The sequence below is a fragment of the Williamsia muralis genome (genome assembly GCF_002735905.1).
GTDB lineage: Bacteria > Actinomycetota > Actinomycetes > Mycobacteriales > Mycobacteriaceae > Williamsia > Williamsia muralis_A.
The window spans coordinates 150,408-173,544 of record NZ_PEBD01000005.1 but is presented as its reverse complement, the minus strand read 5'-3'; the positions used below and the strand labels follow the sequence as shown (position 1 = coordinate 173,544).

Annotated in this window: 24 protein-coding genes; 11 read left to right on the top strand and 13 right to left on the bottom strand. The window is 63.3% G+C overall.

Translation table 11 applies throughout. The features are described 5' to 3' along the window. Window positions 1–81: 81 nt before the first annotated feature. Window positions 82–1,350 carry a PP2C family protein-serine/threonine phosphatase gene (locus tag CSW57_RS07630; RefSeq protein WP_099382237.1) on the bottom strand — a complete coding sequence of 423 codons (1,269 nt, stop codon included), beginning with the start codon at window positions 1,348–1,350 and terminating at the stop codon, window positions 82–84. Window positions 1,351–1,537: 187 nt separating this feature from the next. Further along, window positions 1,538–2,095 carry a TetR/AcrR family transcriptional regulator gene (locus CSW57_RS07625; RefSeq protein WP_099382456.1) on the bottom strand — a complete coding sequence of 186 codons (558 nt, stop codon included), beginning with the start codon at window positions 2,093–2,095 and terminating at the stop codon, window positions 1,538–1,540. A gap of 116 nt (window positions 2,096–2,211) precedes the next feature. Between CSW57_RS07625 and CSW57_RS07620 the strand changes: the two genes are divergently transcribed. Together CSW57_RS07620 and CSW57_RS07615 are read left to right on the top strand one after the other, a co-directional pair. Further along, a complete protein-coding gene (locus tag CSW57_RS07620) occupies window positions 2,212–3,426 on the top strand; it encodes an oxygenase MpaB family protein (protein ID WP_099382236.1) in 1,215 nt (404 codons plus the stop codon). A gap of 99 nt (window positions 3,427–3,525) precedes the next feature. Then, the gene (locus tag CSW57_RS07615) at window positions 3,526–4,677 is read left to right on the top strand and encodes a metallophosphoesterase (protein WP_099382235.1); all 1,152 of its coding nucleotides are present in this window, start codon (window positions 3,526–3,528) and stop codon (window positions 4,675–4,677) included. Between the two features lie 313 nt (window positions 4,678–4,990). On the opposite strand, the gene CSW57_RS07610 is transcribed toward CSW57_RS07615, so the two are convergent. The 3 genes from CSW57_RS07610 to CSW57_RS07600 form a co-directional block, all read right to left on the bottom strand. Next, window positions 4,991–6,130 carry an FAD-dependent oxidoreductase gene (locus CSW57_RS07610; protein WP_099382455.1) on the bottom strand — a complete coding sequence of 380 codons (1,140 nt, stop codon included), beginning with the start codon at window positions 6,128–6,130 and terminating at the stop codon, window positions 4,991–4,993. Beyond that, complete coding sequence (locus tag CSW57_RS07605; RefSeq protein ID WP_223249109.1) at window positions 6,127–7,008, bottom strand: DUF1295 domain-containing protein; 882 nt, start codon at window positions 7,006–7,008, stop codon at window positions 6,127–6,129. The genes CSW57_RS07610 and CSW57_RS07605 overlap by 4 nt, the downstream gene beginning before the upstream one ends. 82 nt (window positions 7,009–7,090) lie before the next feature. Then, window positions 7,091–8,029, bottom strand: a complete 939-nt coding sequence (locus CSW57_RS07600; RefSeq protein ID WP_099382233.1) for a UbiA family prenyltransferase — start codon at window positions 8,027–8,029, stop codon at window positions 7,091–7,093. A gap of 160 nt (window positions 8,030–8,189) precedes the next feature. Between CSW57_RS07600 and CSW57_RS07595 the strand changes: the two genes are divergently transcribed. Then, a complete protein-coding gene (locus CSW57_RS07595; RefSeq protein ID WP_223249108.1) occupies window positions 8,190–8,864 on the top strand; it encodes an alpha-ketoglutarate-dependent dioxygenase AlkB family protein in 675 nt (224 codons plus the stop codon). A 4-nt stretch (window positions 8,865–8,868) separates the two neighbouring features. Here the strand turns inward: CSW57_RS07595 and CSW57_RS07590 are convergent, their stop codons facing one another. Continuing rightward, complete coding sequence (locus CSW57_RS07590) at window positions 8,869–10,878, bottom strand: SDR family oxidoreductase (RefSeq protein ID WP_099382232.1); 2,010 nt, start codon at window positions 10,876–10,878, stop codon at window positions 8,869–8,871. Between the two features lie 141 nt (window positions 10,879–11,019). Continuing rightward, window positions 11,020–12,084 (bottom strand): GGDEF domain-containing protein, encoded by a 1,065-nt coding sequence (locus CSW57_RS07585; protein WP_189339170.1) that lies wholly within the window; start codon window positions 12,082–12,084, stop codon window positions 11,020–11,022. A gap of 356 nt (window positions 12,085–12,440) precedes the next feature. Here CSW57_RS07585 and CSW57_RS07580 point away from each other — a divergent pair, with 356 nt between their 5' ends. From CSW57_RS07580 to CSW57_RS07550, 7 genes are all read left to right on the top strand, one after another. Further along, window positions 12,441–13,256, top strand: coding sequence for a hypothetical protein (locus CSW57_RS07580; RefSeq protein WP_223249107.1), 816 nt, complete (start codon window positions 12,441–12,443; stop codon window positions 13,254–13,256). Continuing rightward, window positions 13,253–13,681, top strand: coding sequence for a phage holin family protein (locus tag CSW57_RS07575; protein WP_023958217.1), 429 nt, complete (start codon window positions 13,253–13,255; stop codon window positions 13,679–13,681). The genes CSW57_RS07580 and CSW57_RS07575 overlap by 4 nt, the downstream gene beginning before the upstream one ends. Beyond that, on the top strand, window positions 13,678–14,310 hold the full coding sequence (locus tag CSW57_RS07570) for a DUF3618 domain-containing protein (RefSeq protein ID WP_099382229.1): 633 nt from the start codon (window positions 13,678–13,680) through the stop codon (window positions 14,308–14,310). Before CSW57_RS07575 ends, CSW57_RS07570 begins: the two co-directional genes overlap by 4 nt. A gap of 126 nt (window positions 14,311–14,436) precedes the next feature. After that, the gene (locus tag CSW57_RS07565; protein WP_099382228.1) at window positions 14,437–14,826 is read left to right on the top strand and encodes a DUF732 domain-containing protein; all 390 of its coding nucleotides are present in this window, start codon (window positions 14,437–14,439) and stop codon (window positions 14,824–14,826) included. An 86-nt stretch (window positions 14,827–14,912) separates the two neighbouring features. After that, window positions 14,913–15,341, top strand: a complete 429-nt coding sequence (locus tag CSW57_RS07560; RefSeq protein ID WP_099382227.1) for a winged helix-turn-helix transcriptional regulator — start codon at window positions 14,913–14,915, stop codon at window positions 15,339–15,341. Window positions 15,342–15,385: 44 nt separating this feature from the next. Then, window positions 15,386–15,730 carry a thioredoxin gene (gene trxA / locus CSW57_RS07555; RefSeq protein ID WP_099382453.1) on the top strand — a complete coding sequence of 115 codons (345 nt, stop codon included), beginning with the start codon at window positions 15,386–15,388 and terminating at the stop codon, window positions 15,728–15,730. A gap of 71 nt (window positions 15,731–15,801) precedes the next feature. Next, window positions 15,802–17,025 carry a cation:proton antiporter gene (locus CSW57_RS07550; RefSeq protein WP_099382226.1) on the top strand — a complete coding sequence of 408 codons (1,224 nt, stop codon included), beginning with the start codon at window positions 15,802–15,804 and terminating at the stop codon, window positions 17,023–17,025. 9 nt (window positions 17,026–17,034) lie between these two features. Here the strand turns inward: CSW57_RS07550 and CSW57_RS07545 are convergent, their stop codons facing one another. From CSW57_RS07545 to CSW57_RS07530, 4 genes are all read right to left on the bottom strand, one after another. Further along, on the bottom strand, window positions 17,035–17,865 hold the full coding sequence (locus tag CSW57_RS07545) for a hypothetical protein (protein ID WP_099382225.1): 831 nt from the start codon (window positions 17,863–17,865) through the stop codon (window positions 17,035–17,037). A 19-nt stretch (window positions 17,866–17,884) separates the two neighbouring features. After that, window positions 17,885–18,364, bottom strand: a complete 480-nt coding sequence (locus CSW57_RS07540) for a nitroreductase family deazaflavin-dependent oxidoreductase (protein ID WP_099382224.1) — start codon at window positions 18,362–18,364, stop codon at window positions 17,885–17,887. 56 nt (window positions 18,365–18,420) lie between these two features. Continuing rightward, a complete protein-coding gene (locus tag CSW57_RS07535) occupies window positions 18,421–19,662 on the bottom strand; it encodes a low temperature requirement protein A (RefSeq protein WP_099382223.1) in 1,242 nt (413 codons plus the stop codon). A 136-nt stretch (window positions 19,663–19,798) separates the two neighbouring features. Next, window positions 19,799–20,263 carry a DoxX family protein gene (locus CSW57_RS07530; RefSeq protein WP_099382452.1) on the bottom strand — a complete coding sequence of 155 codons (465 nt, stop codon included), beginning with the start codon at window positions 20,261–20,263 and terminating at the stop codon, window positions 19,799–19,801. Between the two features lie 113 nt (window positions 20,264–20,376). Between CSW57_RS07530 and CSW57_RS07525 the strand changes: the two genes are divergently transcribed. Continuing rightward, on the top strand, window positions 20,377–20,847 hold the full coding sequence (locus CSW57_RS07525) for a MarR family winged helix-turn-helix transcriptional regulator (RefSeq protein WP_189339169.1): 471 nt from the start codon (window positions 20,377–20,379) through the stop codon (window positions 20,845–20,847). 26 nt (window positions 20,848–20,873) lie between these two features. Here CSW57_RS07525 and CSW57_RS07520 read toward each other — a convergent pair whose 3' ends face one another. Both CSW57_RS07520 and CSW57_RS07515 read right to left on the bottom strand, forming a co-directional pair. Next, on the bottom strand, window positions 20,874–21,989 hold the full coding sequence (locus CSW57_RS07520; RefSeq protein WP_099382222.1) for a hypothetical protein: 1,116 nt from the start codon (window positions 21,987–21,989) through the stop codon (window positions 20,874–20,876). Continuing rightward, on the bottom strand, window positions 21,986–23,104 hold the full coding sequence (locus CSW57_RS07515) for a phosphotransferase family protein (protein ID WP_099382221.1): 1,119 nt from the start codon (window positions 23,102–23,104) through the stop codon (window positions 21,986–21,988). Before CSW57_RS07515 ends, CSW57_RS07520 begins: the two co-directional genes overlap by 4 nt. Between the last annotated feature and the right edge of the window lie 33 nt (window positions 23,105–23,137).

The following is a 23,137-nucleotide window of genomic DNA, read 5'->3' as shown; positions in this document are numbered from 1 at the left end:
CCGGTCGCTTCGGTGCGGGAGCACGCACGCACGCGCTCTGATTGCTGCCTGTCTCGACAGAGATACAGGAAGCGGGGTGTGTCAGGCCGTCGCCACCGGAAGCCTGGCAAGTGCCACCACGGTGACGTCGTCGGGATTGTTCGTCCGGGATGCCATGCCAGAGATCACATCCACGATCTCGCTGGCGGACGAGGCCGCCACGGCAACCGCTGCGACGTGGTCGACAGCGGCCATCGATCCGTCGTACAGATCCAGCACACCGTCGCTGAAACACACCACCATGTCCCCCGGCTGGAGAAACAGTTCTTGCATCGTCCAGTCATCGTCGAGTCCGAGTCCCAGCGGTAGGTCCTCGGATCCGAGTCGCTCCCACGATCCATCGGCGCGAGCGACCAGTGTCAGTCCATGCCCGGCATCGGCGTAGAGCATCCGGCCATCCTCGGCGCGAATCCTGGCGTGAAAGAGGGTTGCGAACGATTCGGTGTCACCCAGATCGGTTGCAAGGCAATCTGCGGTCCGTGTGAAAGCGACGACCGGGTCCTCATCGTTGCGCGCGCTTCGGACCACAGCCCGGGCTGTCGCCGCGATGATGCCCGCACCGACACCCTTGCCCATCACGTCTCCGAGAGTGAAACCCAGGCCCCCGCGAATGGGATACCAGTCGAAGAAGTCGCCTCCGATCGCGGTGGACGGAATGCACGCGCCCGCAACCTGATAGCTCGGCAGTGGCGTTCCGCTCTTGGGCAACAATGCCCGCTGAACCCGCGAAGCCTGGTCGAGTTCACTGGTCGTCGCACGTTCTCGGCGTTGGATGACAGACAGTTTCTTTCTCGACAACCGCGACAATTCGTTCACCACGGTCGCTGCGAACGTGAATGCACACGCACTGAACAATCCGCGCCACAATTCGTTGGGATTGTCGGACACACTCGTGCCCAGGGCAAATGGCACGAGAAGGGCCGCACACACACCGAGGAATGAATAGAAGATGAACCGGCGGCCCTCTGAACTGGCAAACCAGATCACCGGGAGTATCAGCAGAGACGCAAAGATCGACCTGCTCTCTCCCGTCGAGAAGCGGAGCGCGCCACACGCGAACAGGTCGAGCGTGGGAACTATGAAGCCGTACCTGTACAACGACTCGTCTCGGGAGAAGGCAACCGCGAGAACGGTTGCGATCATGGTGACCACCACCGCACTCACCAGCACCCGCGCATCGCTGACGACCAGCGTCGGGATGGTCCCACTGAGAACCACCGCCACCGAAAAGAGCGCAACGAACGGAAGTTGTTTGAGGAGGGGCGAAGGTCGATCCACACCCAATCGGTGACGAAGAGAGCCTTGCGGCATGAACTCTCCTTCCCGAGAGACGAATTGTCTGATTCGACACTAGTGGACAGATCGACGATGAGCTCGGGCGCATTCGATGTTGTGTCACGTTTGCTTCCCCGAAAACTGCGGCTGCGAAGACATCAGCCCGCTCGATGACCATCGATAGATCGGGCCGGAACGTTAAATGGACGTCTCCGATTACATTTCAGGTCCGATCGAATGCGGCGAGCAACATTCGCGCGCCGGTCGAGATCAGATTCTCTCGGTCTGATCGTTCAGGTCGCAGTAGAGCGATGCGCAGACAGAGGCTTGCGGTCGCGCCCATCGTGAGGAAGACGAGGTCGTCGAGCGCCCCGCCCTCGAGGTCGGGACGCAGGCGGGCGGGGAGGACGCGGGCCAGCGGTACCAGAGGGCCCTCGACCTCGCGCCAGGCGTCACCGAACTCCGCCTCATCCGAGGCAAATGAAGCACGGAGCACAGGGGCGTGTTTCTCGAACGCAGAAGTGAGGGTTTCCACCACGATCACCATCGCGTCCATCGGATCTTTGTCCATTGCGCTGCCGACGCCGGTTGCGAGTTCGGTGGTGATCTCGTGAACCGCGGTGGTTCGCAGGTCGTCGATGATGGCGTCCATATCCGCGAAGTAGCGATACACCGTACCGATGCTGACGTGGGCAAACTGGGCCAGTTGCTGGGTTGTCGGTCGACGCGAGGGCTCGCGCCGGAGAAGCTCGACAGTTCCCTCCAGCAGCGCATCACGCATGTCGACCCCGCGTTTCTGTCGCGGTGTCACGCGTCGATGTGGTGGGGTCGTACGGGCCCTCGGAGTGGTCACAAAAGTGAATAGTAAGTGAGGATTCCTCGTGTTTGACTGAGATCATGACTACAGCGCCACCCAGGGCCCTGGTGAATACCGAAAAAGCGGTCGCTCGATTCGGCGACGCCGGTCGGGTGTGGCTCGAGGCCATGTGGCTGGGTGACGACCTGGCGGATGCCGTCGTGAACGACGACTTCTCCGAGACGTCGGCCGCCTCGGCAACCGAAGCGGTGTGGGCTGCGCTCGCCGACGGTGTTCAGTCGGTGTCAGACGCCCCGCGGTCGTTGCAGGATCTCTTCGCATTTCTGGACACCGAGCCCGATTGGGTGGACCACGAGCGGCTCGACCGTGCCGCAGATGCACTGGTTCGTCACACCGCCGCGCTGGGAATCGTGCTGGGGGCAGCATCGCTGGTGCGAGGTGCAGGTAACACCATCGCCGGGAAGCCGCTGGCACTGACGGGCCGGTACGTATCTCAGCCGGCCATCCGATCGGTCGAGGTCGGCGAGTGGTTGCGTAATGTGATCACACCCGGGGGAATGCGTCGTGACGGCGACGGCTTCGCGTACACCGTGCGGGTTCGGATGATTCATGCGCACGTGCGCCGCGCCCTTCGGGATCTGGAGGTGTGGGAAGAGGCAGCATGGGGAGTACCCATCCCCCAGCCATACATGGCGTTCACATTGGCCGAGTTCGGCCACATCGCCATCGATGCAATGCACAAGCTGGGCGTTCGGTTCACAGACCGCGAACTCGCAGACATCTACCATCTGTGGAGATACGTCGGACATGTCGTCGGCATGGACGAGCGGCTCAACCCGGTTTGTGAATCCGATCAGGTCCGGATCGAGGAACTGTACCGGTTGACCTCACCCGGGCCAGGTGAAGACGACCGCGACTTCGTCGTGGCACTCACCGACGACTATCTGATCCCCGAACTCGCCAATGCGTTGCCTGGACCGCAACGGATCCGCCACGCGGCCGCCTCCACGCTGATGCGATCGCTGCAGAGGGTGTTCATCGGCGACGACGCGGCCGACGAGTTGCACATTCCCGACGGTCGACTCAAGCACATCGTGGGTCGCGTCGGTCCACTCCTGGCTGTCGCGGTGCGTGCCCGGCAGGTCGTGGCCGGAGACCTTGACCGGATGACCCGCAATGCCTACCTCGCGCGCGACGAGGACCTGGATCGGATGCGGGCCGCATATCGGGTCACCCATGATCTCGTGGACAACGCCCCGCCCACCCCGTTGCGGGCTGCAGCCGGACGGGGCTGACAGCCTCAGGCGTCTCTGACGCAGTGAGCCGTCTGCGACAATTCGAACAATGACGTCCCCGATCACCGCCTCCCGCTCTGATTGTCTCGCCGAGCATTCATGACGCGGTTTCTGGTTTTTGCACTACTGCTCGCGCTGGTGTCCTACTGGCTCCACCGGCGACTTGTCCGAGCCACCGGTGTTGCCCGCCCGTGGTCGATCGTCGTCGACATCCTCCTCGGACTGCTGTGGGTTCTGGCGATCATCGGTGTCGGCAGCGGGGAGCTGCTCGACCCGTCGTGGGCTCGCACCCCTGGATTCGTCGGATGGGTGTGGCTGGGAACAGTTTTCTACCTCGTACTCGGACTTGCGGTCATCGCAGTGGCATCCCTTGTCGCGCGGATGGTTCGGCGTTTTCGGGGCTCGCGGAGCGAGTCGTTCGATTCGTCCCGTCGCCGCGCGATCCGGATTGCCACCGTAGGGGTGGTGATAGCTGCTGTCGCAACGACGGGCTACGGAGTGGTCGAAGCGGCACGACCCGAGGTCGTCCGTGCCACCGTGCCGCTCGCGGCGCTTCCCGACGAGTTCGACGGACTGCGGGTGGCTCTGATCTCCGATCTCCACGTGGGGCCCACTCGCGGCGGCGAGTTCACCGCACGCGTGGTGGAAACGGTGAATGCCGAACGCCCAGACCTCGTTGCCATCGCGGGTGATCTCGTCGACGGAACGGTCGCGAAGGTGGCCGGCGACCTGCAACCACTCGAACGGCTGTCGGCGCCACTAGGGGTGTATGGCGTCAGCGGCAACCACGAGTTCTATGCCGACGACGGAGGCCGGTGGCTCGACGTGTGGGACAGGCTCGGTATCAAGACGCTTCGCAACGAACACGCCGTGGTCGAACGAGGGGGCGCAAGCATCGACATCATCGGCATCCACGATTACTCATCTCCGAAGCCCTACGAACCCGACCTCGGCCGAGCACTCGGCGGGCTGAACCGCGAACGCTTCGGTTTGCTCCTGGCCCACGAACCGCGCCAGGCGTTCGAGGCATCCGACATGGGTGTCGATCTCCAGCTTTCCGGTCACACCCACGGAGGTCAGATGTGGCCGATCCGCTACCTCGTGCCGCTGCAACAGCCATCCGTCGAAGGCCTCGACCGAGTGGGTGGGACCACCTTGTACACAACACGGGGCGCCGGAGCGTGGGGTCCTCCGACCCGTGTCGGCGCGGCGCCAGAGATCACCATCTTGGAGCTGGTGCGTTCTCGGTGAATGGTTTTCGCCCGAGACACGCGGGAAACATGCGGACGCCGCGCCGACCCACCGGCGTGTCGACGGGGCAGCGGTCGCGCGTCTCGAAGACTCTTGCTTAGATGTGTCCTATGAGTACCTACACGTCGCTCGACGCTGCCATCGACACATTCCTCAACACCAACCCTTGGGCCGTTGACGTCCTCCAGTTCTTCTTGAACGGCCTGCCCTGATCAGTCGCTGAACGGGCTTGGTGCCCGCAGTGCAATTGTTCGACCGAATCGGTCCGTCGCCTCACGGCGACGGGCCGATTTGCTATATGCAACATGGCCATTCATGAGTTGACTCCGGAACTCTCCGGGTCTCGATTCCTGACTCCCCCGTAAATTCCCCGCCTGACAATCCACGGTTGCAGCACCCGGTCGATCGACCAGGCCGGAAAGCGAAACGGGCGGCCGGAGGGTGTGAACACCTCGAGCCCGTCCGGTTGGACGCCTAGGACCGACCCCCACCTCCGATTGCGCGGACGGTAACCCCGTAATGAACGCCCGGCCAATTCCGCACGAACGTTGCGAGCGACGAGGCGGTCGGCCCTGTTCCGAGCCGACCCACGCAAGGGATCGCTCGCAGCCACATCCCCCAGAGCGAAAACACCCGGGTGCCCCGGTACTCGCAGCCGATCGTTTACGCGAACGAATCCCCCTGCGTCGAGCACGCTTTCGGGCAGCCAGCCGGTGTTCGGACGTACGCGGCCGACCGCCCACAACACTGCGTCGGCAGACACTGGAGCCTGCCCGGTGGTCCACGTGACGGATCCTGTCGTGATCTCATCGCCGACGAACCCGACGTCCAAGGCGGCACGATGGCCAGGGTGGAGCTGTACTCCGAGGTCCGTCAAACGGCCCCGAACACGGCGCCAGGTTCGGATGTGGTGTTGGGGAAGCGCTCTCTCGCCGGGGTACCAGAGGCTGACCTTCTTGTCCGGCCACGTGCCTGCCACGTTGGCCGCGCTGCTGACAGCTGCCGCCCCGCCTCCGATAACCATCACAGATGGTGCCGCAGCAAGCCGTTCATGCGCTGCGAGTAGACCGGCCCTGACCTCATCGGGCGACTGCATCGTGGGTGTGCGCCAGAATCCGTTGCTGACTCCTGTCGAGATGACCAGGGCGTCATAGGATTCGACCGACGTCGAACCGTCCGCACTCCTCACGGCCAGGGTTCGTGCCACCAGGTCGACGTCGGTGATCGTGCCATGGACGGTGCGAACGCCATCGAGACCCCGAAAGCGGTCGAAGGAGACCCAGTAGTCACGACACCAGTCGTCCGGCCGGCTCAACCGCGTTCCCAATTCCTGCCCGCTGACCAGACCAGGTTTGACCGAGATGCCCACGACATCGACGTGGCCCGCCAGGTGGATCGCTGTCAGCACCCCGCTGTCGCCGAGGCCGGCCACGACAACTCGCTTGCGTGTCACACGGTCACCCGTCGCGGACGCCATGGGACAAACCTCGGTACGCGGTCGATCACGTCCTGGTATCCCGCGCGGCGTTCCAGGCTGCGCTTCTCCATCATCGGAATACTGGCCCCCAAGAACATTCCGAGCATTGCGGCTGCGCCCAGGAACAACCACCACGCGTCAGATGGCGACACAGCAACCCCGAACAGCGCCAAGGCAAACCAGAAACCGCACTCCCCGAAGTAGTTCGGGTGTCTCGACCAGCCCCACAGACCCCGGTCCATCACCTCTCCGGGTCTTCCGTCCCGAACGAATCGATGTAGCTGAGCGTCGGCGACGAGCTCGAGCCCCACGGCGGCCAGTCCCACAACGAACGCGATCGCGGTGAGCCAGATGATGTCGTCACCCGAACGGGTGACGGCGATGTAGACCGGGAGCATTCCCGCGAAGACCTGCAAGGTGGGGATCACGTGGATGGCAAGAAGATCGGTGATGAACTCGAATCGGCCTGCCTGACCGCGCAGCATCCCGTACCGCCAGTCCTCGTGGTGCAGGCCGGGAAAACCGCGGATCCAGTTCGCCGTCAGCCGTACTGCCCAGAGGGTCACCACGATCGCGATCAACCAGCAATGCACCTCATCGATGCCGAGGTCGCCGCCGGCCCACCAATAAACCATCAGGAGCGGCGGAACCACACTCCAGTAGGCGTCGTAAAAACTGGAGTTGCGATAGAACCGGCTGAACCCGAAGATGACCACGGTCGCCAGAACGTCGGCAATCAACGTGTCCAGCCACAGCCACGCCGACTTCGGGCCCCATCCCAACCAGAGGACGGCCACCAGGATGGCGATGGAGTATGCCACTGCGATGCGTACGAGTGATGCTGTCTTCGTCACGAGGTCTGATGATGCCAGTACCGATCCCACCGGTGCCGTAAATCGACCATCATGGCCTCCTGCCGATCCCACTGAAGCGGGCTCAGGCCAGGATGATGACCGCGCACATCGTGAGCACCACGTGGACGAGGCTGTACAACTTGTAGGCCAAGCGATTCCGTGCCCGAGTGTTGCGGATCGCGGTGAGTACCGCCGTCGGCCAACACAACAACGCCATCAGCCCTGAAGCGATCGCGACTGCGACATCGGATCCACCGCTGGTGCGGAACAGCACCAGATAACTGATCGCCGGCCAGATCACCATCATCACGACGAACCACGTGCGCACAGCGGTGGCGCCGAAGAGCAACGGCTGGGTCACCCGTCCGATGATCCGGTCACCGCCCATGTCCCGTACATCTTCGATCGAGAGAGGGATGATGAACATCGTGGCCAGCGCGACTATCCAGAACCAGGCTGTGGCGTCCAGTGAATGCGCTATCGCCCACGACCCCCCGAGCTGTGCGATCACACCTACCCACGTCGTGACCGGCTTCCACAAGATGTAGAACCGGGGCTCGAGGAAACGGTGCGTGATCTGGACCGTCGCGATCCAGACGAGGGCGGCAACAAAGGTGGTGAGACCGAGGGTTGCCGACAGGCCGACAAAGATGGCCGAGCCGACATAGTTCCTGCGCCACATCCCGGACGGCGTGACCAGGCCTGACGGAATCGGGCGGTAGGGCTTGTTCGCATGGTCTTCTTCAGAGCCGCCCGCTTGATTGGCGGTGTCGAAGACATAGATGAAGAGCGTCGACCACAGCACACTTGCGAGCATCGCGACGGCCAGATCGATCGCATCGAGGTCGAATCGCAGCGCGGCGGTCAACGTGAAGAGCACCGGCGGCAGGCTTGCGACCCAGACGTTGTCGGCGTTGAGCCTGGCGGTGACAACAAGCTCACGGCGCAAACTCCACCGCGGTGTCACCGCTCGTGGAGACTTCTCCTCGACGTGCACGACTTCCCCGTCTTCCTCAACCATCGGTCGGCACAATTGCCGAATGCCAATACGCTACTGAACACGCGTTCACAGTTCGAACCGAACCTCGGTCAAGTGTTCATCGTCAGAATCCGCCTCGGGGCGGAACTACCGTTTGTACCGGTCGGCCGGCGTCGGCCTTCACTTGAAAGGAGCCCACCAATTGAATCAGCTCCTGCTCGATGAGGGATTCCCCCACCGACCCCGCCGGGAGCTCGCACCCGGCGCGGTCCACATCCCGGCCTGGTTGACGCTCGAGCAGCAGCGGTGGCTCGTGGCGAAATTCGACGAGTGGGTGACCGGGCCGGTACCCATCCGCGCAGCGCGGGTGCGTGGTCGTGAGATGTCGGTGCAAATGGTGTGTCTGGGGTGGCACTGGCAGCCGTATCGGTACAGCCGGATGGCCACCGATGTCAACGGTGCGCGAGTCCTCGACTTCCCGGACTGGATGGCCCGACTCGGCCGCAAAGCAGTCGCAGACACTGCCGAGCACACGCCGTCCGGGGAGGCTTATGAGCCCGACGTCGCCCTCGTCAATTACTACGACGACTCTGCTCGCATGGGGATGCACCAGGACAAGGACGAACTCTCCAGAGCGCCTGTTGTCTCCCTGTCGATCGGTGACACATGCCGATTCCGATTCGGGAACACCGAGAGCCGCAATCGCCCGTACAACGACATTGACCTCGAATCCGGCGATCTGTTCGTCTTCGGCGGGCCTTCGCGGCTGGCCTACCACGGGGTCACGAAGATATACCCGGGCACCGCACCGCCCGGTTGTGGTCTGGCTCAGGGCCGGATCAACATCACCATTCGGATGACAGGGATGGAAGGCTGACCGGTCACCAGTAGATTCCGGGGACGAGGCGGGCAATCCGCTTCGCGGACTTGGGGATCGGCGGGGTGGCCGGCAGGCTCGACCGCGTCTGACGATCCGCCGACGACTCCGCCGAAGTGGCTCCGTCGTCCGCCGGTGCACCCTTGGCTGCGGCAGAGTCCGGGAACAGGCGGTAGGCCTGATGCAACAAGAGGTGTTTGAAGCGGGGCGCGAACAACCCGGTGAACTCGGCAGCGGTACCGACTGGGGTGTCGATTCTGTCGGGACGTTTCTCGAGCGCGCGGACCACCATCTTCGCCGCGTCGTCGGGTGAGGCCACAGGAAGCGATTGATAGATCGTCGTGGGCGCAATCATCGGAGTCCGCACCAACGGCATCCGGATCGAGGTGAAGGTGATCCCGTCGTCCAAGGTTTCCGACGCGATCACGTCGCTGAACGCATCGAGCGCGGCTTTGCTCGCGACGTAGGCCGAGAACCGCGGCACCTTGCTCTGCACCCCGATGGACGAGATGTTCACGATATGACCGAAACGACGCTCGCGCATCGATGGCAGCAGCGCGAGGACCAACCGAACGGCCCCGAAGTAGTTGACCGCCATGGTTCTTTCGAAGTCATGCATCCGGTCCGTCGACTGCGCGATGCTCCGCCGGATGGAACGACCGGCATTGTTGACGAGGTAGTCGACGTGGTCGTGTTCGTCGAGGGCCGTCTTGACCATGGTCTCCACCGATTCGTGGTCGGTGATGTCGCACGGGTAGCCGAACGCCGAACCCCCCTCTGCCCGAATGTCTTTTACTGCCGCCTGTAGGTCCTCTGCGCCGCGAGCGATGAGTAGGACCGTCGCTCCGCGTTGGGCGATCTTGTGCGCGGAGGCCAGACCGATTCCCGACGATGCACCCGTGATCATCACGACCCGGTCTGCGAGTTCTCCTGCGGGACTGGGCCTTCGGGCCAGGTCCGGATCTAGATGGTCGTACCAGTACCGCCAGAGCTTGTCGGCATACGATCCGAACTTCGGCACTGTCAGACCACTGTCGGCCAGTGCAGCTCTTGTCGTCGCCGAGGCGAACAGGGAGGGAAATGTGAGATGTTCGATGACCACTGGCGGTATACCGATCTGGTCGAGCACGAGATCGCGCGCGATCTTCACGCCCGGTAGATCGCCGAGCCCGAGAAGGGGACGTGCGATCGGCGCCGGTACAGAGCCCACTGCCATCGGTGCACCTGCGGCACGCGCCAGCGCTCCGTAGACCTCGCGGACCGATTGGGGCTTCGGGTTGACCAGATGGAACGCCCTCCCGTCGAGGCCGGGCTGCAACATGAGCTCCACGAGCGCCGCGGCCACGTAGTCGACAGGCACCATGTTGGTGGTACCGATGTCAGGTACCGCTGTGGGCAGAAACGACGGCAGTCGGCTGAGCATTCTCAGTGCGGTGAAGAAGTAGTACGGACCGTCGATCTTGTCCATCTCGCCGGTCTCCGAGTTACCGACGACGATTGCAGGCCGATACACCCGCCACTTCAGTCCGGGTGATTGACGAACCAACTGCTCGGCGATGAACTTGGTCTCGTGGTACGGCGAAGGAAGGCCTTGCCCCAGATCGAAATCGTCCTCGGTGAAGACGCCGGCATGGTCGCCCGCCACCGCCACCGAGGACACATGGTGGAACGTGGCGTCGAGTTCGTGAGCCAGGTCGATCATCGATCGGGTGCCGTCGACATTGGCCGCCTTCGACTCCTCGGCGCTTGCGGTCATGTCGTACACCGCACCGAGATGCAGGACGTGATCTGCTGCCGGTGGCGGTTTCTCGAGGCCCAGTCCCGGCGCGGTGAGGTCTCCGACGACCGGAACCACCCGATCGCCGCCCACCCAGGTGGCCGCCAGCCGCTCCATCCGCTCGACGGAGGCTTTGCGCACCAGCACATAGACCTCAGCGTCAGGATCTCGTTCGAGAAGTTTCGGCAATACGTTCCGACCAAGGAAGCCGGTTCCGCCGCTCACCATGTATGCCATCTGACCTCGACCTCCACGCTCATCGTTCGCACTCGGCTGTCGGCGCGCGTTACTCGTCGGTAATGAGCGTAGGTCAACTGATCGCCCGGCAACTCCCGCTTCTTCATATTCCAGGCCACCTACCGCCGGGCGATCACCTAGTCACATGCTCCTACCGACGATCCGGCCGCCGCCTGCGTTCTTGGCCCGGTACATCGCCGCGTCGGCGTTAGCGACCATCACATCGACGATGTCGCCGTCCGCCGGGGGCCACGAGGGGACGAACGTCGTGACCGTCCCGATGCTGACGGATACGAAATCGGTTCCTTCTCCCTCCGCCAGACTCTGCCTGATCCGTTCGGCGAAAGCCTGGGCCTGCTGGGCATCGAGGTGCGCGAAGATGGCGAACTCGTCGCCTCCGATTCGCGCGAGAGCGTCGGCTCCCCGGCACAAATCGGCAAGGCAGTTCGCGGTGCGCGTCAGAACGGCATCCCCGGTGATGTGGCCGTGCGCGTCGTTTATCGATTTGAACTTGTCGATGTCGACGACAAACGCGGTGAGTGGTGACCACGGCGGGTACACAGCATGCGACTGCTGCAGCGCCTCGGCCAGACCACGCCTGTTCAGCACGCCGGTGAGTGCGTCCGTGAACGACTCCTTCGCGTCGCGACGCAGGAACGTGAGCGCGATCTGCGCGAGGATGTTCGTCGAGAGTCCGGCGCACATTGCGGTGAGTGCGAGCGCAGAGGCCACCAGGACGGACGTGCCGGGCGACATCACCGAGTACGTGTACGTGGCAGCTATGACCGCAAACAGGTAGACCAGCTGCGCGGACATCAATCGGGGCCCGTGAACGAAAGTCACGTACATCCCCGGGACGACAAACAGATTCAGCAGTGCAAGGGAGACGAGCGGCTCCCCGACAAACAAATACGTGGTGATGGCCGCATCGACGAAGACGATGAACCATGCCGAGGTCGTCTCGCGGGGCCACGGACGAAACCACCAGGCGGCCGAACAGACCGCGAAGCCCACCGCTGCTGCCACGACAAGTCCGTTGGGCAACAAGCACCTGCAGGGGTTGATCGAGATGACGAGTACCCCGAACAACGCATACACAAGGCAGCAGATCATCGCGCAGACACGGGTGACCAACAGCCACGTGCGTGACTCACCGTAGGTGTGCGCCCATTCGTAGTCGTAGGGCTGGGTGTACCACCAGCGCAACAGGCGAAAGACAACAGCCCAACGGTGTTTGCGAGATGGCTGTGGCAGACGAGGCTGTCGACGCTCAGTCCCGCGGAGAAGCCTCATTCACCTTCTATCGTGACGGATGGTCAAAGCGTTAGATCCTGTTCGCAATTGAGCACGGACTGGCACGGGTGTCGACGCTGGACACCTACCTCAGACGACAGAACCCCGGCCACGGTTTCACCTCGAAGAGATGGCGCAACAGAGCGATTCCGGGGAAATTGCCTTTCGGACAGATGATTGACGCTCGCAAATCTGGGTACATCGATCCTTAGGTTGGAGCCGACGGCCTATCTCTGCATCTACTTACTAGAGAGAACGCGAGACACACAATGACATCTTCAAGTGGTATTCCCATCCACGATCAGATGACGCCGAGTTCTGGGCCATCGCCGACTTCTGGTGAGACGTCAACCGCAGACGTCGCCAAGCAACAAGCAGGCGATGTGGCCAGTGGCGCGACAGATGCCGGTAAGCACGTTGCATCGGTCGCAGGCGATCAGGCGTCGCAGGTAGCCGGCGAGGCCAAGACCCAGGCGAAAGACCTGCTGCACCAGACCAAGGGCGAATTGACAACGCAGGCTTCCGAGCAGCAGAAGCGTGTTGCCGGTGGTTTGCGGGCACTCTCGGACGAGTTCGGTTCGATGGCCGACAAATCCGACAATCAGGGTATGGCAACCGATCTCACGCGTCAGGCCGCCCAGCACGTTCAGACGGTCGCATCGTGGCTCGACGACCGCGAGCCCGGACAGGTCCTGGATGAGGTCACCCGATTCGCCCGGCGCAAGCCCGGCATGTTCTTGGCTTTGGCCGCAGGTGCCGGCCTAGTGGCCGGGAGGCTCGGCCGAGGACTGACCGCAGCCAACAGCAGTGACAGCGGCTCCAGTTCGGGTGGAACGCCCAGTGCGGCGAATCTCCCCGACAACACGCAAACCGCGCCCATCCCGCCGATCCAGGCTGCTCCCCCGGTCGGCGGTTACGGCAGCGGACAGCATGCGGCTCCGCCTGCGCAGCCCGGTTATGTTCCCGAGCCTCCCCCCTACACCGTCGCGCCGGGGTATCAGACGCAACCCGGTTACCAGGCACAGCCGGGTTACCAGCAGCAGCCCGGCTACCAGCAGCCGCCGGCCCCGGGCGTGAACCCATGAGCGCCCCGTACGGCGCACACGCCGGAGAGGGAGCCGAGACAAACCCGCCGTCGATAGGCGAGCTGCTTTCGAATGTGAGCGAAGACCTGTCCATTCTCGTCCGACAGGAACTCGCACTCGCGAAAGCCGAGGCCACTCAGACCGCCAGCCGGGTGGGCAAGGGTTCAGGAATGCTGGCAGGCGCTGCGGTGGCCGGCTACTTCGTACTCCTGTTCCTGTCCATCGCCCTGTGGTGGGGGCTGGGCAACGCAATCGGGCACGCATGGTCGGCTCTTGTCGTCATGTTGATCTGGGCCATCATCGCCGGCGTTCTGGCCGTCCTCGGACGCACAGCGCTACGCAAGGCCAAGGGACTCCCGCAAACCACCGACACAGTCAAGAACATTCCCGGCGCACTGACGCCCCATCCCCAGGAGAGATCATGACCAGCAGCTCAGACCCCGATCAGATTCGTGCCGAGATCGAGCGCACCCGCGCGGCGCTCAGCTCAGACGTGGATACCCTTGCGTACGAGGCCAATCCGGCCACCATGGCCAAGCGAAAGGTCGGTCGCGTCACCGGTCGGCTCAGTGGCGTCCGTGAGCGCGTGATGGGTTCGGCTCAGGACTCCGCCCAGAATGCCTCGGCCACAACCAGTTCGGCAGCATCCTCGGTCACGGGTGCGGTTCAGTCCGCGTCCGGCACAGTTCAGGATGCCGTGCAGTCTGCACCCGGTGCGGCCAAGGCCCAGACCCAGGGCAACCCGTTGGCCGCTGGCTTGATCGCCTTTGGCGCGGGCCTGCTGGTGTCTGCGCTCATCCCCGCCAGCGAGAGGGAGCAGCAGGCGGCAGTGGCCCTCCAAGAGAAGGCTCAGCCCCTCAAAGACGAGGTCACCGAGGTGGCCAAGCAGGCCGCGCAGAATCTGCAGGGTCCGGCGCAAGACGCGGCCGCAGCGGTCAAGGAAACAGCCACCGACGCCGCTGACACCGTCAAGCAGGAGGGCACCTCTGCGGCCCAAGATGTGCAGGAGCACGCGAAGGACGCGACAAACAAGGTTGCCGACCAACAGAAGTGACGTGGGGTGCCGCGCGGTGGGTCTCCCATCGCGCGGCCACGTGTGCGTCCGCGAGCCGTTCGGCAATGGTCCTTCCCCGATCCTCTATCGTTCTTGCACCACCCACAAAGGAAAAATGAGGCAGACATGAAGAAGTTCGCGGCACTGGTGGCTTTCATCGGTTGCATGTTGTTCGCCGGCGCATGCAGCAGCGACGATGTGCAGGAAGCCACCGATCGAGCTACGGACAGTGCGAAGCAGGTGGCCGGTGACGTCTCGGATGCCACAGGGGATCTACGGGACGACGGCTACATCGAAGCTCTGAAGACGCAGGACGTGACCTTCGGTGATCGCACCAAGCAGATCGAGACCGGAAAACTGGCCTGCACGGAACTGTCCGACGGGTCGAGCATCGCCGACACCACAAAGAAGGTGGCCGAAGATGCCGGTATCAGCGAAGACAAGGCTCGAACATTGATCAACATCGCCGTTCCCGCGTACTGCACGCAGAACTCGGCGAAACTCGCCGGCAACTGACCGCTTTTTCATACCCACTTCCGGCCCTGACCCAGTCAGGGCCGGAGGTTTATCCGAAGCTGGGTTCATAGTCTAGACTGTGAACTATGATCGACAGCGTGGCAGCCGTTCTCGGAACCGTGGGTGATCGCTGGGCTCTGCTCATCGTCCGAGAGGTCTCACTGGGGCTGCGACGTTTTGACGAGATCCAGCGCGCCACCACCGCGCCCCGGCAGGTCGTCTCTGATCGACTCCGCCGGTTGACCGACGCCGGCATCCTCGCAACTCGGCCCTACTCTTTACCGCGGCGGCGATCTCGCGATGAGTACGTGCTGACGGATGCGGGGCTCGATCTGCTTCCTGTCTTGTCCGCATTGTCTGACTGGGGCGAACGCCACCTCGGGTCCGGCGCCCTCCCCGACGTCGTCTACCGACACAGCGGCTGCGGCGGCCGGGTCACCGCAGTCCTGCGTTGCGAATGTGGCGACCACGCCGATCCGCACCATCGCCTCGTAGCCGAGGTCAACCGACTGTGACCACAGCTCTGCGTCAACCGTCTGCACCCCTTGGAGGACTGATCATGCCCCTCGTCCACGTATCGGACTCCTCGTTCGACAGCGACGTCTTGAATGGTGACCGCCCTGTGCTCGTCGAGTTCACCGCCCACTGGTGCCCACCCTGCCGGATGATCGCGCCGGTACTCGACCAGATCGCCGCCGACGAAGCGGACGTCATGGATGTGGTGGCGATAGATGTCGACGAAAATCCCGTCACGACAGCGCGTTACCGGGTCATGAGTATGCCAACGCTCGTTTTGTTCCACAGCGGCCAAGAGCGGGCGCGCATCGTGGGTGCGAAGTCGCGACAGGCGATCATGCGTGAACTCCGGCAACACCTGCCGCAAGCTGCACCTGTACATCAATAAATTGTGACCCACCCATCGCCGGGCTGAGGCATTTACGCTTTTCAGGTGCCGAAGCCTGATGGGAACGCCTGATGACGCCGTCGATTCTCATCGCGATGGTGGTCATCATCGGCTGGTCGCTTCTGGCCGGGCGGCTCGAACGGTGGCGGATACCCGGTCCGCTGCTGATGGTCATCGCCGGCATCGCGATCGGTTTCAGCACTCGCAACGAGATCGGCAACACACTCAACACCGTGATCGCCGAACGAGCCGTAGAACTCATCCTGGCCCTGCTCCTGTTCGTTGATGCCACCGAGGTCAAAGGCGGTTACTTCGGAGGTGAGCGTGCCATCACCGCACGATTGCTCTGTATAGCCCTGCCTCTCTCGCTCATTCTCGCCACGGCGCTCGGAGTCCTTCTCCTGCCAGATCTATCGGTTGCCGTAGTGCTCATCGTGGCGTGCGTGGTGGTACCCACAGACTTCTCGCCGGCGTCCTCGATCTTGCGTGACAAACGGCTTCCGGCACGCGTTCGACACGTGATCAATGTGGAGAGCGGATACAACGACGGCATCGTCGCACCGATCTTCGTCTTCGCTCTCACGCTTGCCGGCGACCACGAGCATGCCGCCACGCCCATCGAAGCGCTCGAATCGGCGTTTCCTGCGGCGGCGTTCGCCATCCTGGCGGGCGCCGCCGTAGGCCTGATCAGCGCCTGGCTGACCAATTCGGCTGTGCGCCAACACCTCACCACAGCTCAGTCGCTCAGGATCGGGATCGTGATGATCCCACTGCTCGCCTATGGGTGCTCGGTCACACTGGGCGGCAATGGTTTTGTGGCCGCATTCATCAGCGGCATCGCCTACCGGGCGGCCCGACATCGCCAAGAACTGGGCGACGAACAATTGGGCCTGCTCGACGAAGTGGGCATTCTGGCCGGCCTGGTGATGTGGTTTGTCTTCGGGAGCACGTCGGTGCTGTTGCTGTCGCTCGGGATCGAGTGGTTGATCGTGCTGTACGTGGTGCTCGCCTTGACCGTCGTACGAATCGTGCCCGTCTACCTCGCACTCACCGGGTCCGACCTCTCGCGGTCGGACCGGTTCCTCGTCGGCGCAATCGGCCCCCGCGGGACAGCGTCGATCGTGTTCGGGCTTCTCGCCTTCAACGCCCTCGACGACGACTTCGCCGGGGAGACCCTCTACGCGATGACCATCACCATCATCGGCAGTCTGGTCATCCACGGTCTGGGGTCGTCGCTGATCGCTCAGCGGATGGCTTCAGATACACGTCCAGCGACCGGCAAATCGGTGGGCTGACCCAACCGATCAGATGTCGGCGAGCTTCTTGCGGGCGGCCTCCAGTCGCGCTTGTGCGTGTTCGGCCTTGTGTTCTGCCGCAGTCACATTCGACGCAGCGGCCCGTTCGGACTTGTGCGCGAATTGCCTCTCCTGCTCCGCTTGTGACAGCTGGCTGCGCAGGTCCTCGATTCGCGAATCCAATTCGGCAACCCGGTCGGCGGCTTCTTGCGCGTCGGCCTGGGCGGCGTCGACGGCTTCGCGAGCTTCGAGCTCCGCACGTTCGGCTGCATCCACTTCGGCTTGTGCGTCGGCTCTTTGCTTCGTGGTGTCCGGCTTCTTTTCAGACGTCGTCGGTTTCGATCTACCGCCCACCACCGTCATGCCCGCAGGACCCATCCCGCTGTAGCTCGCTGCGGTGACGAGGCGTCCGGCCCGTACCAGATCGGCGATCTCCGGGTCGGCCAGTGCGGCGTGCAGTGACTGCCCGACCTCACGGGCCGCCGTCTCACTCACCTGCTGCCCACGTGCTGCCGCCAACTCACCCGCGCGGCGCGCCATCGCCCGGATCACGCGCTGTCGTTGAGTGGTCAGTGCGCGTAGGTCGTCGCCCGACAGGTGACGTTGCGCGTCACGGAGGGCCTCGCCCAGTTCGAGTAGTTCTTCGACTTGCCCGGGTTCTTCTCGAGCGAAGTTGTTCACCACCCAGGCGACAAGAGTCGGCCTGCGCATCTTGCCTATCGCGGCCGCGAGTTCGCGATCACCCTCTTTGCGCGCCTGCGTGACACGACCCTTGCGCGTTTCCACGAACTCGGACGGGTCGAGCCCATACAGCTCATCGGCGACCTCGTCGATGTCCATCGGTCGACTGCCCGTTTCCCTACGACCCGGGCGGGATCGGCGAGAGGAAGAAGACCGGAATCGTACGTTCTGTGCGCTTCTCATAGACGGCGAAGTTGGGCCACACGGCAAGCATCCGCTGCCAGGCCTGGTCCCGTTCGGTTCCGGTCACCTCACGCCAAGAGACCTGGATGGTCTTGCGTCGGTAGACGATCTCCGCCGTCTCGCAGGCACGGAGATTCAGAACCCAGACCGGCATCTGCTTGGCCCCAAAGTACGAGCCCGCGATCAGCCAGCCGCCGTCCTGGGGCACACAGAGAAGGGGCGTGGATCGTGGGACGCCCGACTTCCGGCCCGGCACGGTCAACGTGATGTTCGGTAGACCGGCGATGTCCAGCGCACTGAGTCGCCCATCGCTGACCCGTTGCAACCGGGTGTCCCACTTCTCGATCTGCGGCAGCAACTTCGGCATCCACGAGACCGCACCTATTTTGATCGCCACCGGCGTCAGAATCCCCACCGGAACAAGGCTACTCACAACTGCGTCACCTCATGGGAGAAGCAGCATCGCGGCTGTCACGTCTCGGTTGTGTCCATGGTGCTCCTGCGCCGCCGGACGATCCCGGTGACCACCGCGAGGATCGCGCCGACGGCCAGGACGATGGCCGACGCGAAGGGAAGGGCATTGTCGACGAATCCGACGATGATGACGGCAGGGATGGCCAGTGCCGGCCACGGGAAGATGGTCTTCCAGTTGCTCGAACTCCAGCCGACGATGCAGCAGACACCGCTGATGAACAGCGCCAGACCACCGCACAGCACCCACCGCCCGGTTGCCGTCAGTTCACCGACCGGATGCAAGACGTACTGTTCGATGCCGACCCCGAGAAGAGCGGCACCGAGGGTGAGCGGCAGATGCCCGTAGATGTACCCGTCGGCGCGACCGCTGCCGACCGCACTCTCGTCGTCCTGCAGCAGCGTCTTCGCCTCTGCGCCACCGATGTCGAAGTACATCCACCACACGGCAGCCGCGATGGTGAAGCCGAGAGCAGCAACACTGAGCGACGACCACGCCCAATGGGTCTCGTGCATTCCGAGCACGATGGCCGAGATCGATTCACCGAGAACCAGGATCACGAACAAACCGAAGCGTTCCGGCAGATGTTCGAGGTGCAGTGGGACATCAGGACCCCACCGGGTGGCTGCGAACGGCGCCATCGCCTCGATCGCTATCCCCAACGCCCAGAGCCAGTACGTGATCGGCGACGGGGTCAGCAGCGAGACCGTCCAGATCAGCGCGCTGACGACCGTCGCGGCGAAATACAGGTTGATCGTGACGCGGACTTCGCTGATGTGTCGCCATGCCCTCAGATAGAGGCCGGCGAGGATCACGCGGGTGGCGATGTACCCGACCGCGAAAGCCACTGTGCCGTCGCCACCGACGGCCGCGGACGCGCTCGCCGCCATGACCGCGACCGCGAACGTGGCAGCCAGCTTCAGCACTCGGTAGAGGACGTCGTTCGTGTCGAATCTGTTCGCATACAAGGTGGTGGTGACCCACGACCACCATGTGACTGCGAACAGGCCGGCGAAGACACCCACGCCGTGCCAGCCGAGATCGTCTTTGAGCGCCAGCGCGAGCTGGTGGATGACCAAGACGTACGCAAGGTCGAAGAACAGCTCGAGTCTTGTCGCGGCTCGATCATCTTCGGTGCGCAGACGAGGCGGGGCCATGAGCGGGGTGCGCTGGTCTCCCCCGGTGTCCGCACTGTCACCGTCGGATCGATCGCCCCCGAGCTCAGATGTGCGGTCAGCCATTACGTGGAAGGTCCTAACTGTTGGCCCCGACGAGGGGACGCGCGACCTGAGCCGGCACAGCGCATCCTCCGTCAGTACCCCGTGCAACGTAAACGCAAACCGGACATCTCACCACCCGGGTAGGTGCGTGCCGCGATCAGTTCGACGCGGCCACGGGGCTGCGTGGTCGTGTCGAACCTGCGGCCAGAAATCGAACACGCGGCGCCAGCAGGGCATCCACGCTGAGACGACCCGCGCCGACCACTGCCAGGAGCAGCGATCCCATCCCCAGCGACAGGACCAGTTCATATCCGCCGTCAGCCACCCAGAGGCCCATGTCGATGTGCGCGAAGAGGTAGGCGCCGAGCATGTCGAGTGCGAACAGGGCACCGACGATCGGGGTGAGCACACCGACGATGAGGGCGATTCCGCCGAGGATCTCGAGCCACGTGACCACAAACGCGGACACCGAAGCCATGGGCACATCCATACCCTGGAAGCTGGCCTTGGTGCCGGCATACCCATATGTGTTCAGTTTCTGGAGCCCATGCGCCAGGAACACCGACCCAATACCGATGCGCGCCAGGAGAATTCCGACACTCCGCACGATGGAATAGTTCATATCACCCTCGATCGACTCGTGAATCACTTGATGTTTCAAGTGAACCTTAGAGTGGTAATAATTGAAGCGTCAACTGAAGCATCAAGTATCCGACGCGGGTTTACACTCTTTCCATGACTGGCCGACCGCCGACACGATGGCTCGATGAGCAGGAGATGGAGGCCTGGCTGCAGGTGGCAATTCTGCTGTCCAGACTTCCGCATGCACTCGACGCCCAGCTGTTACGCGATGCCCAGTTGACCCACTTCGAGTACGAGGTCCTGGCTGCACTGTCAGAAGCATCCGAACGAACACTCCGGATGAGCGCCCTGGCCGAGTTGGCGAACGGATCCCTTTCCCGCCTGTCCCATGTCGTCAAACGGCTCGAACAACGCGAATGGGTGTACCGCTCCGCCTGCCCCGAAGACGGTCGGTTCACCAACGCCGTCCTCACCGACGCCGGGTGGGAGAAAGTGGTGCAGACAGCACCGGGCTACGCCGAGAACGTCCGCAGGCTGGTCATCGACCCGCTCACTCGCGCCCAGCTACGACAACTCGCCGCAATCGGCCGGCGGATCAACGACGGCGGCCCACCCTCCCGGTGAGGCCGACAAACGCCAGGGCCAGTGGGTCACGGAGCCACGGAAAACCAGTCAGCAAAGCCCGATCGGTCGTGCCGTCCGAGAGCTCCGTGCTCGAACAAGCCAAAACCCTCCGAGCCGTCAGCCCCGGGCCCATGACACACCGCCCGCCCGACGTGGTCGATCACCCCGAACATGATTCGTCCCGCGACGCTTTCGTCGGTGACGTCGTAGGTGCGGCGTTCGGTGAACTTCTCCCCTTTCCACATCCCGTGGGTCCAGTCCGGGTCACCGCCGTATCCACCGCCGAGGTGGATCGGTACCGCCAGCCGTGATTCGATCTCCAGCCGCAACTGCTGTCCATCCGGGGTGGTGCACATGATGGTTGCGCCGGTCGGAGTTCGGGTTCCTGACTCGTACCGGATATCGACCTGCGGCCAGCCCAGTTGCTCGACACGGCCGTCCTTCCACACCCGCGTGCAGTCGTTGAGGATTCGGTAACCGTCCGGGTTCTCTTGGATGATGAGAACGATGGCGAAGTCGTCGAAACGCATCGGCACGTACAGCCACCACATTCCATCGAAGGGCGGGTCGGCCGGCTTACCGGTGGGTTCGGCTTCTCCGACCGGACGTATGCCCCACGACCGGTCACGGGTCCCGACCCATTTCTCCGGGTCCACCTCAATGTCCTCACCGTCGATGGTCAGAGTTCCGCTCCACGTGCCGACCTGAGCAAAACGCTGAGCCTGCAACGTGATCCGACTGCCGGTGCGCATGATGTGAGGCTGCTCCTGCAGCACATCAAATGACCCTTCCCAGGTCACGTCCATCGCGATGCCCTCGGTCTCCTCCAAGATCAGACGCAATCTCCGAAGTGGCTCCACGACCTCGATCCGATAATTGCCGACGCGCTGGTTGAGCCGGTCGGAGTCGATGGCATCACCGAGGTGGACCGCTGTCTGTACGTCACCGCGCCGCACGAGGACAAAGGCATCCTTGGTGCCGAGGTTGGGGTAGTACCCGGCCCCGGTGATCACGAAGATGTCGCCGGTCCTGTCGTGCGCGTTCAGATAGCACCGGTCGTAGAAGTTCCGATCACTCGCGTCCACCAACCCGATCGGCAGCGGCGCCTGATGGATGGGGTACTCGTCCAGCGGCCCGATCACAGCGCATCCTCCGTGCCGTCGCCGATGAGGTCTGCGAGCAGTTGCCGATGATGGAACAGACCGTCGACTTCTTCCGGCATCTCGATCTCCCCGAAGTGGACCTGCCGAGCTCCCGTTCTCATGAACACACATCCCCAGATGACTGCGGAATACGTGTAGAACCAGGTCAAGTCACCCACCTCGACCCCGGTGAGCTCTGTGTACGTGCTCAGCACATCTTCCTCGCGCAACGTCGTCGGCATCCCCGGCAATCCGAGAGACGTTGTGATGTGCTGAAACACCTTGTGTGCGAATATCATCCATGCCAAGTCGAGCTCTCGTGGGCCGAGTGCTGTCATCTCCCAATCCAGTACGGCCACGGGCTCGAAGTCCCGGTACACCGTGTTCCCCAACCGGGCGTCGCCCCACAGCAAGACCGGTTCGGCCGCATCGGCTTGTGCCGGCCAGTTCTCTTCGAGCCAGACGAATGCGCGATCGAGCAACGACGAGCGCCCGATGCCAGGGACAGCGAACTCGTACCAGGACTTACACCAGTTGACGTTGCGCCGCAAAGCGGTATCGCCCGTCAACCCGTCGCCGAGGAACGCGAAGGTCTCCACGGGCTGAGGAATGGAGTGCAGTTTCGCGAGAACCGCGACGGTCGCATCCTGCAGGTGCCGTTGGCGTTCGACCGGGGCGTCATGAAACCAGTTGTCGCCGAACGTATAGGGCATCACATCCGGGGGCACCACGCCTTCCACGTGATCCATCAGGAAGAAGGGCGTTCCGAGTACGTCCCCCGTCGCCTCCATCCAGTGCACCCTGGGCACGGGAACGTCCGTCAATTCACCCACCAGACGCATGACCTCGAACTGATGGTCAAGGCGATAGCTGGGGAACACCGGGATGTCTTCGTCCGCCGGCGTCACCCGGGCCACCCACCGCTGCTTCTTCTGCTCTGCGCCGTCGGTCCACACCGCGTTCAATACGATGGTCTCCGACGACATCCCATTCGAATCGATACCGCTCTCCACCGTGATCTGCGGCGTCGCGCCACCGGGAACCACGGTGCACAGCCAGGACGCCAGCCGATCTGGAAGAGTGGTGACATCACGACTCGAGCGTTGGAGTTTCATGTCTGCAAGTGGTTGTTCAGCGGCCAAGGTGCC

Bases quoted from the DNA above. Each gene is read 5' to 3' on its own strand.
- CSW57_RS07600 (WP_099382233.1), bottom strand. From the start codon at position 8,029: ATGGTTGAGGAAGACGGGGAAGTCGTGCACGTCGAGGAGAAGTCTCCA.
- CSW57_RS07535 (WP_099382223.1), bottom strand. From the start codon at position 19,662: ATGGCTGACCGCACATCTGAGCTCGGGGGCGATCGATCCGACGGTGAC.
- CSW57_RS07615 (WP_099382235.1), top strand. From the start codon at position 3,526: ATGACGCGGTTTCTGGTTTTTGCACTACTGCTCGCGCTGGTGTCCTAC.
- CSW57_RS07630 (WP_099382237.1), bottom strand. From the start codon at position 1,350: ATGCCGCAAGGCTCTCTTCGTCACCGATTGGGTGTGGATCGACCTTCG.
- CSW57_RS07570 (WP_099382229.1), top strand. From the start codon at position 13,678: ATGACCAGCAGCTCAGACCCCGATCAGATTCGTGCCGAGATCGAGCGC.
- trxA (WP_099382453.1), top strand. From the start codon at position 15,386: ATGCCCCTCGTCCACGTATCGGACTCCTCGTTCGACAGCGACGTCTTG.
- CSW57_RS07565 (WP_099382228.1), top strand. From the start codon at position 14,437: ATGAAGAAGTTCGCGGCACTGGTGGCTTTCATCGGTTGCATGTTGTTC.
- CSW57_RS07545 (WP_099382225.1), bottom strand. From the start codon at position 17,865: ATGGACATCGACGAGGTCGCCGATGAGCTGTATGGGCTCGACCCGTCC.
- CSW57_RS07590 (WP_099382232.1), bottom strand. From the start codon at position 10,878: ATGGCATACATGGTGAGCGGCGGAACCGGCTTCCTTGGTCGGAACGTA.
- CSW57_RS07550 (WP_099382226.1), top strand. From the start codon at position 15,802: ATGACGCCGTCGATTCTCATCGCGATGGTGGTCATCATCGGCTGGTCG.
- CSW57_RS07620 (WP_099382236.1), top strand. From the start codon at position 2,212: ATGACTACAGCGCCACCCAGGGCCCTGGTGAATACCGAAAAAGCGGTC.
- CSW57_RS07580 (WP_223249107.1), top strand. From the start codon at position 12,441: ATGACATCTTCAAGTGGTATTCCCATCCACGATCAGATGACGCCGAGT.
- CSW57_RS07525 (WP_189339169.1), top strand. From the start codon at position 20,377: ATGACTGGCCGACCGCCGACACGATGGCTCGATGAGCAGGAGATGGAG.
- CSW57_RS07575 (WP_023958217.1), top strand. From the start codon at position 13,253: ATGAGCGCCCCGTACGGCGCACACGCCGGAGAGGGAGCCGAGACAAAC.
- CSW57_RS07625 (WP_099382456.1), bottom strand. From the start codon at position 2,095: ATGCGTGATGCGCTGCTGGAGGGAACTGTCGAGCTTCTCCGGCGCGAG.
- CSW57_RS07530 (WP_099382452.1), bottom strand. From the start codon at position 20,263: ATGAACTATTCCATCGTGCGGAGTGTCGGAATTCTCCTGGCGCGCATC.
- CSW57_RS07515 (WP_099382221.1), bottom strand. From the start codon at position 23,104: ATGAAACTCCAACGCTCGAGTCGTGATGTCACCACTCTTCCAGATCGG.
- CSW57_RS07560 (WP_099382227.1), top strand. From the start codon at position 14,913: ATGATCGACAGCGTGGCAGCCGTTCTCGGAACCGTGGGTGATCGCTGG.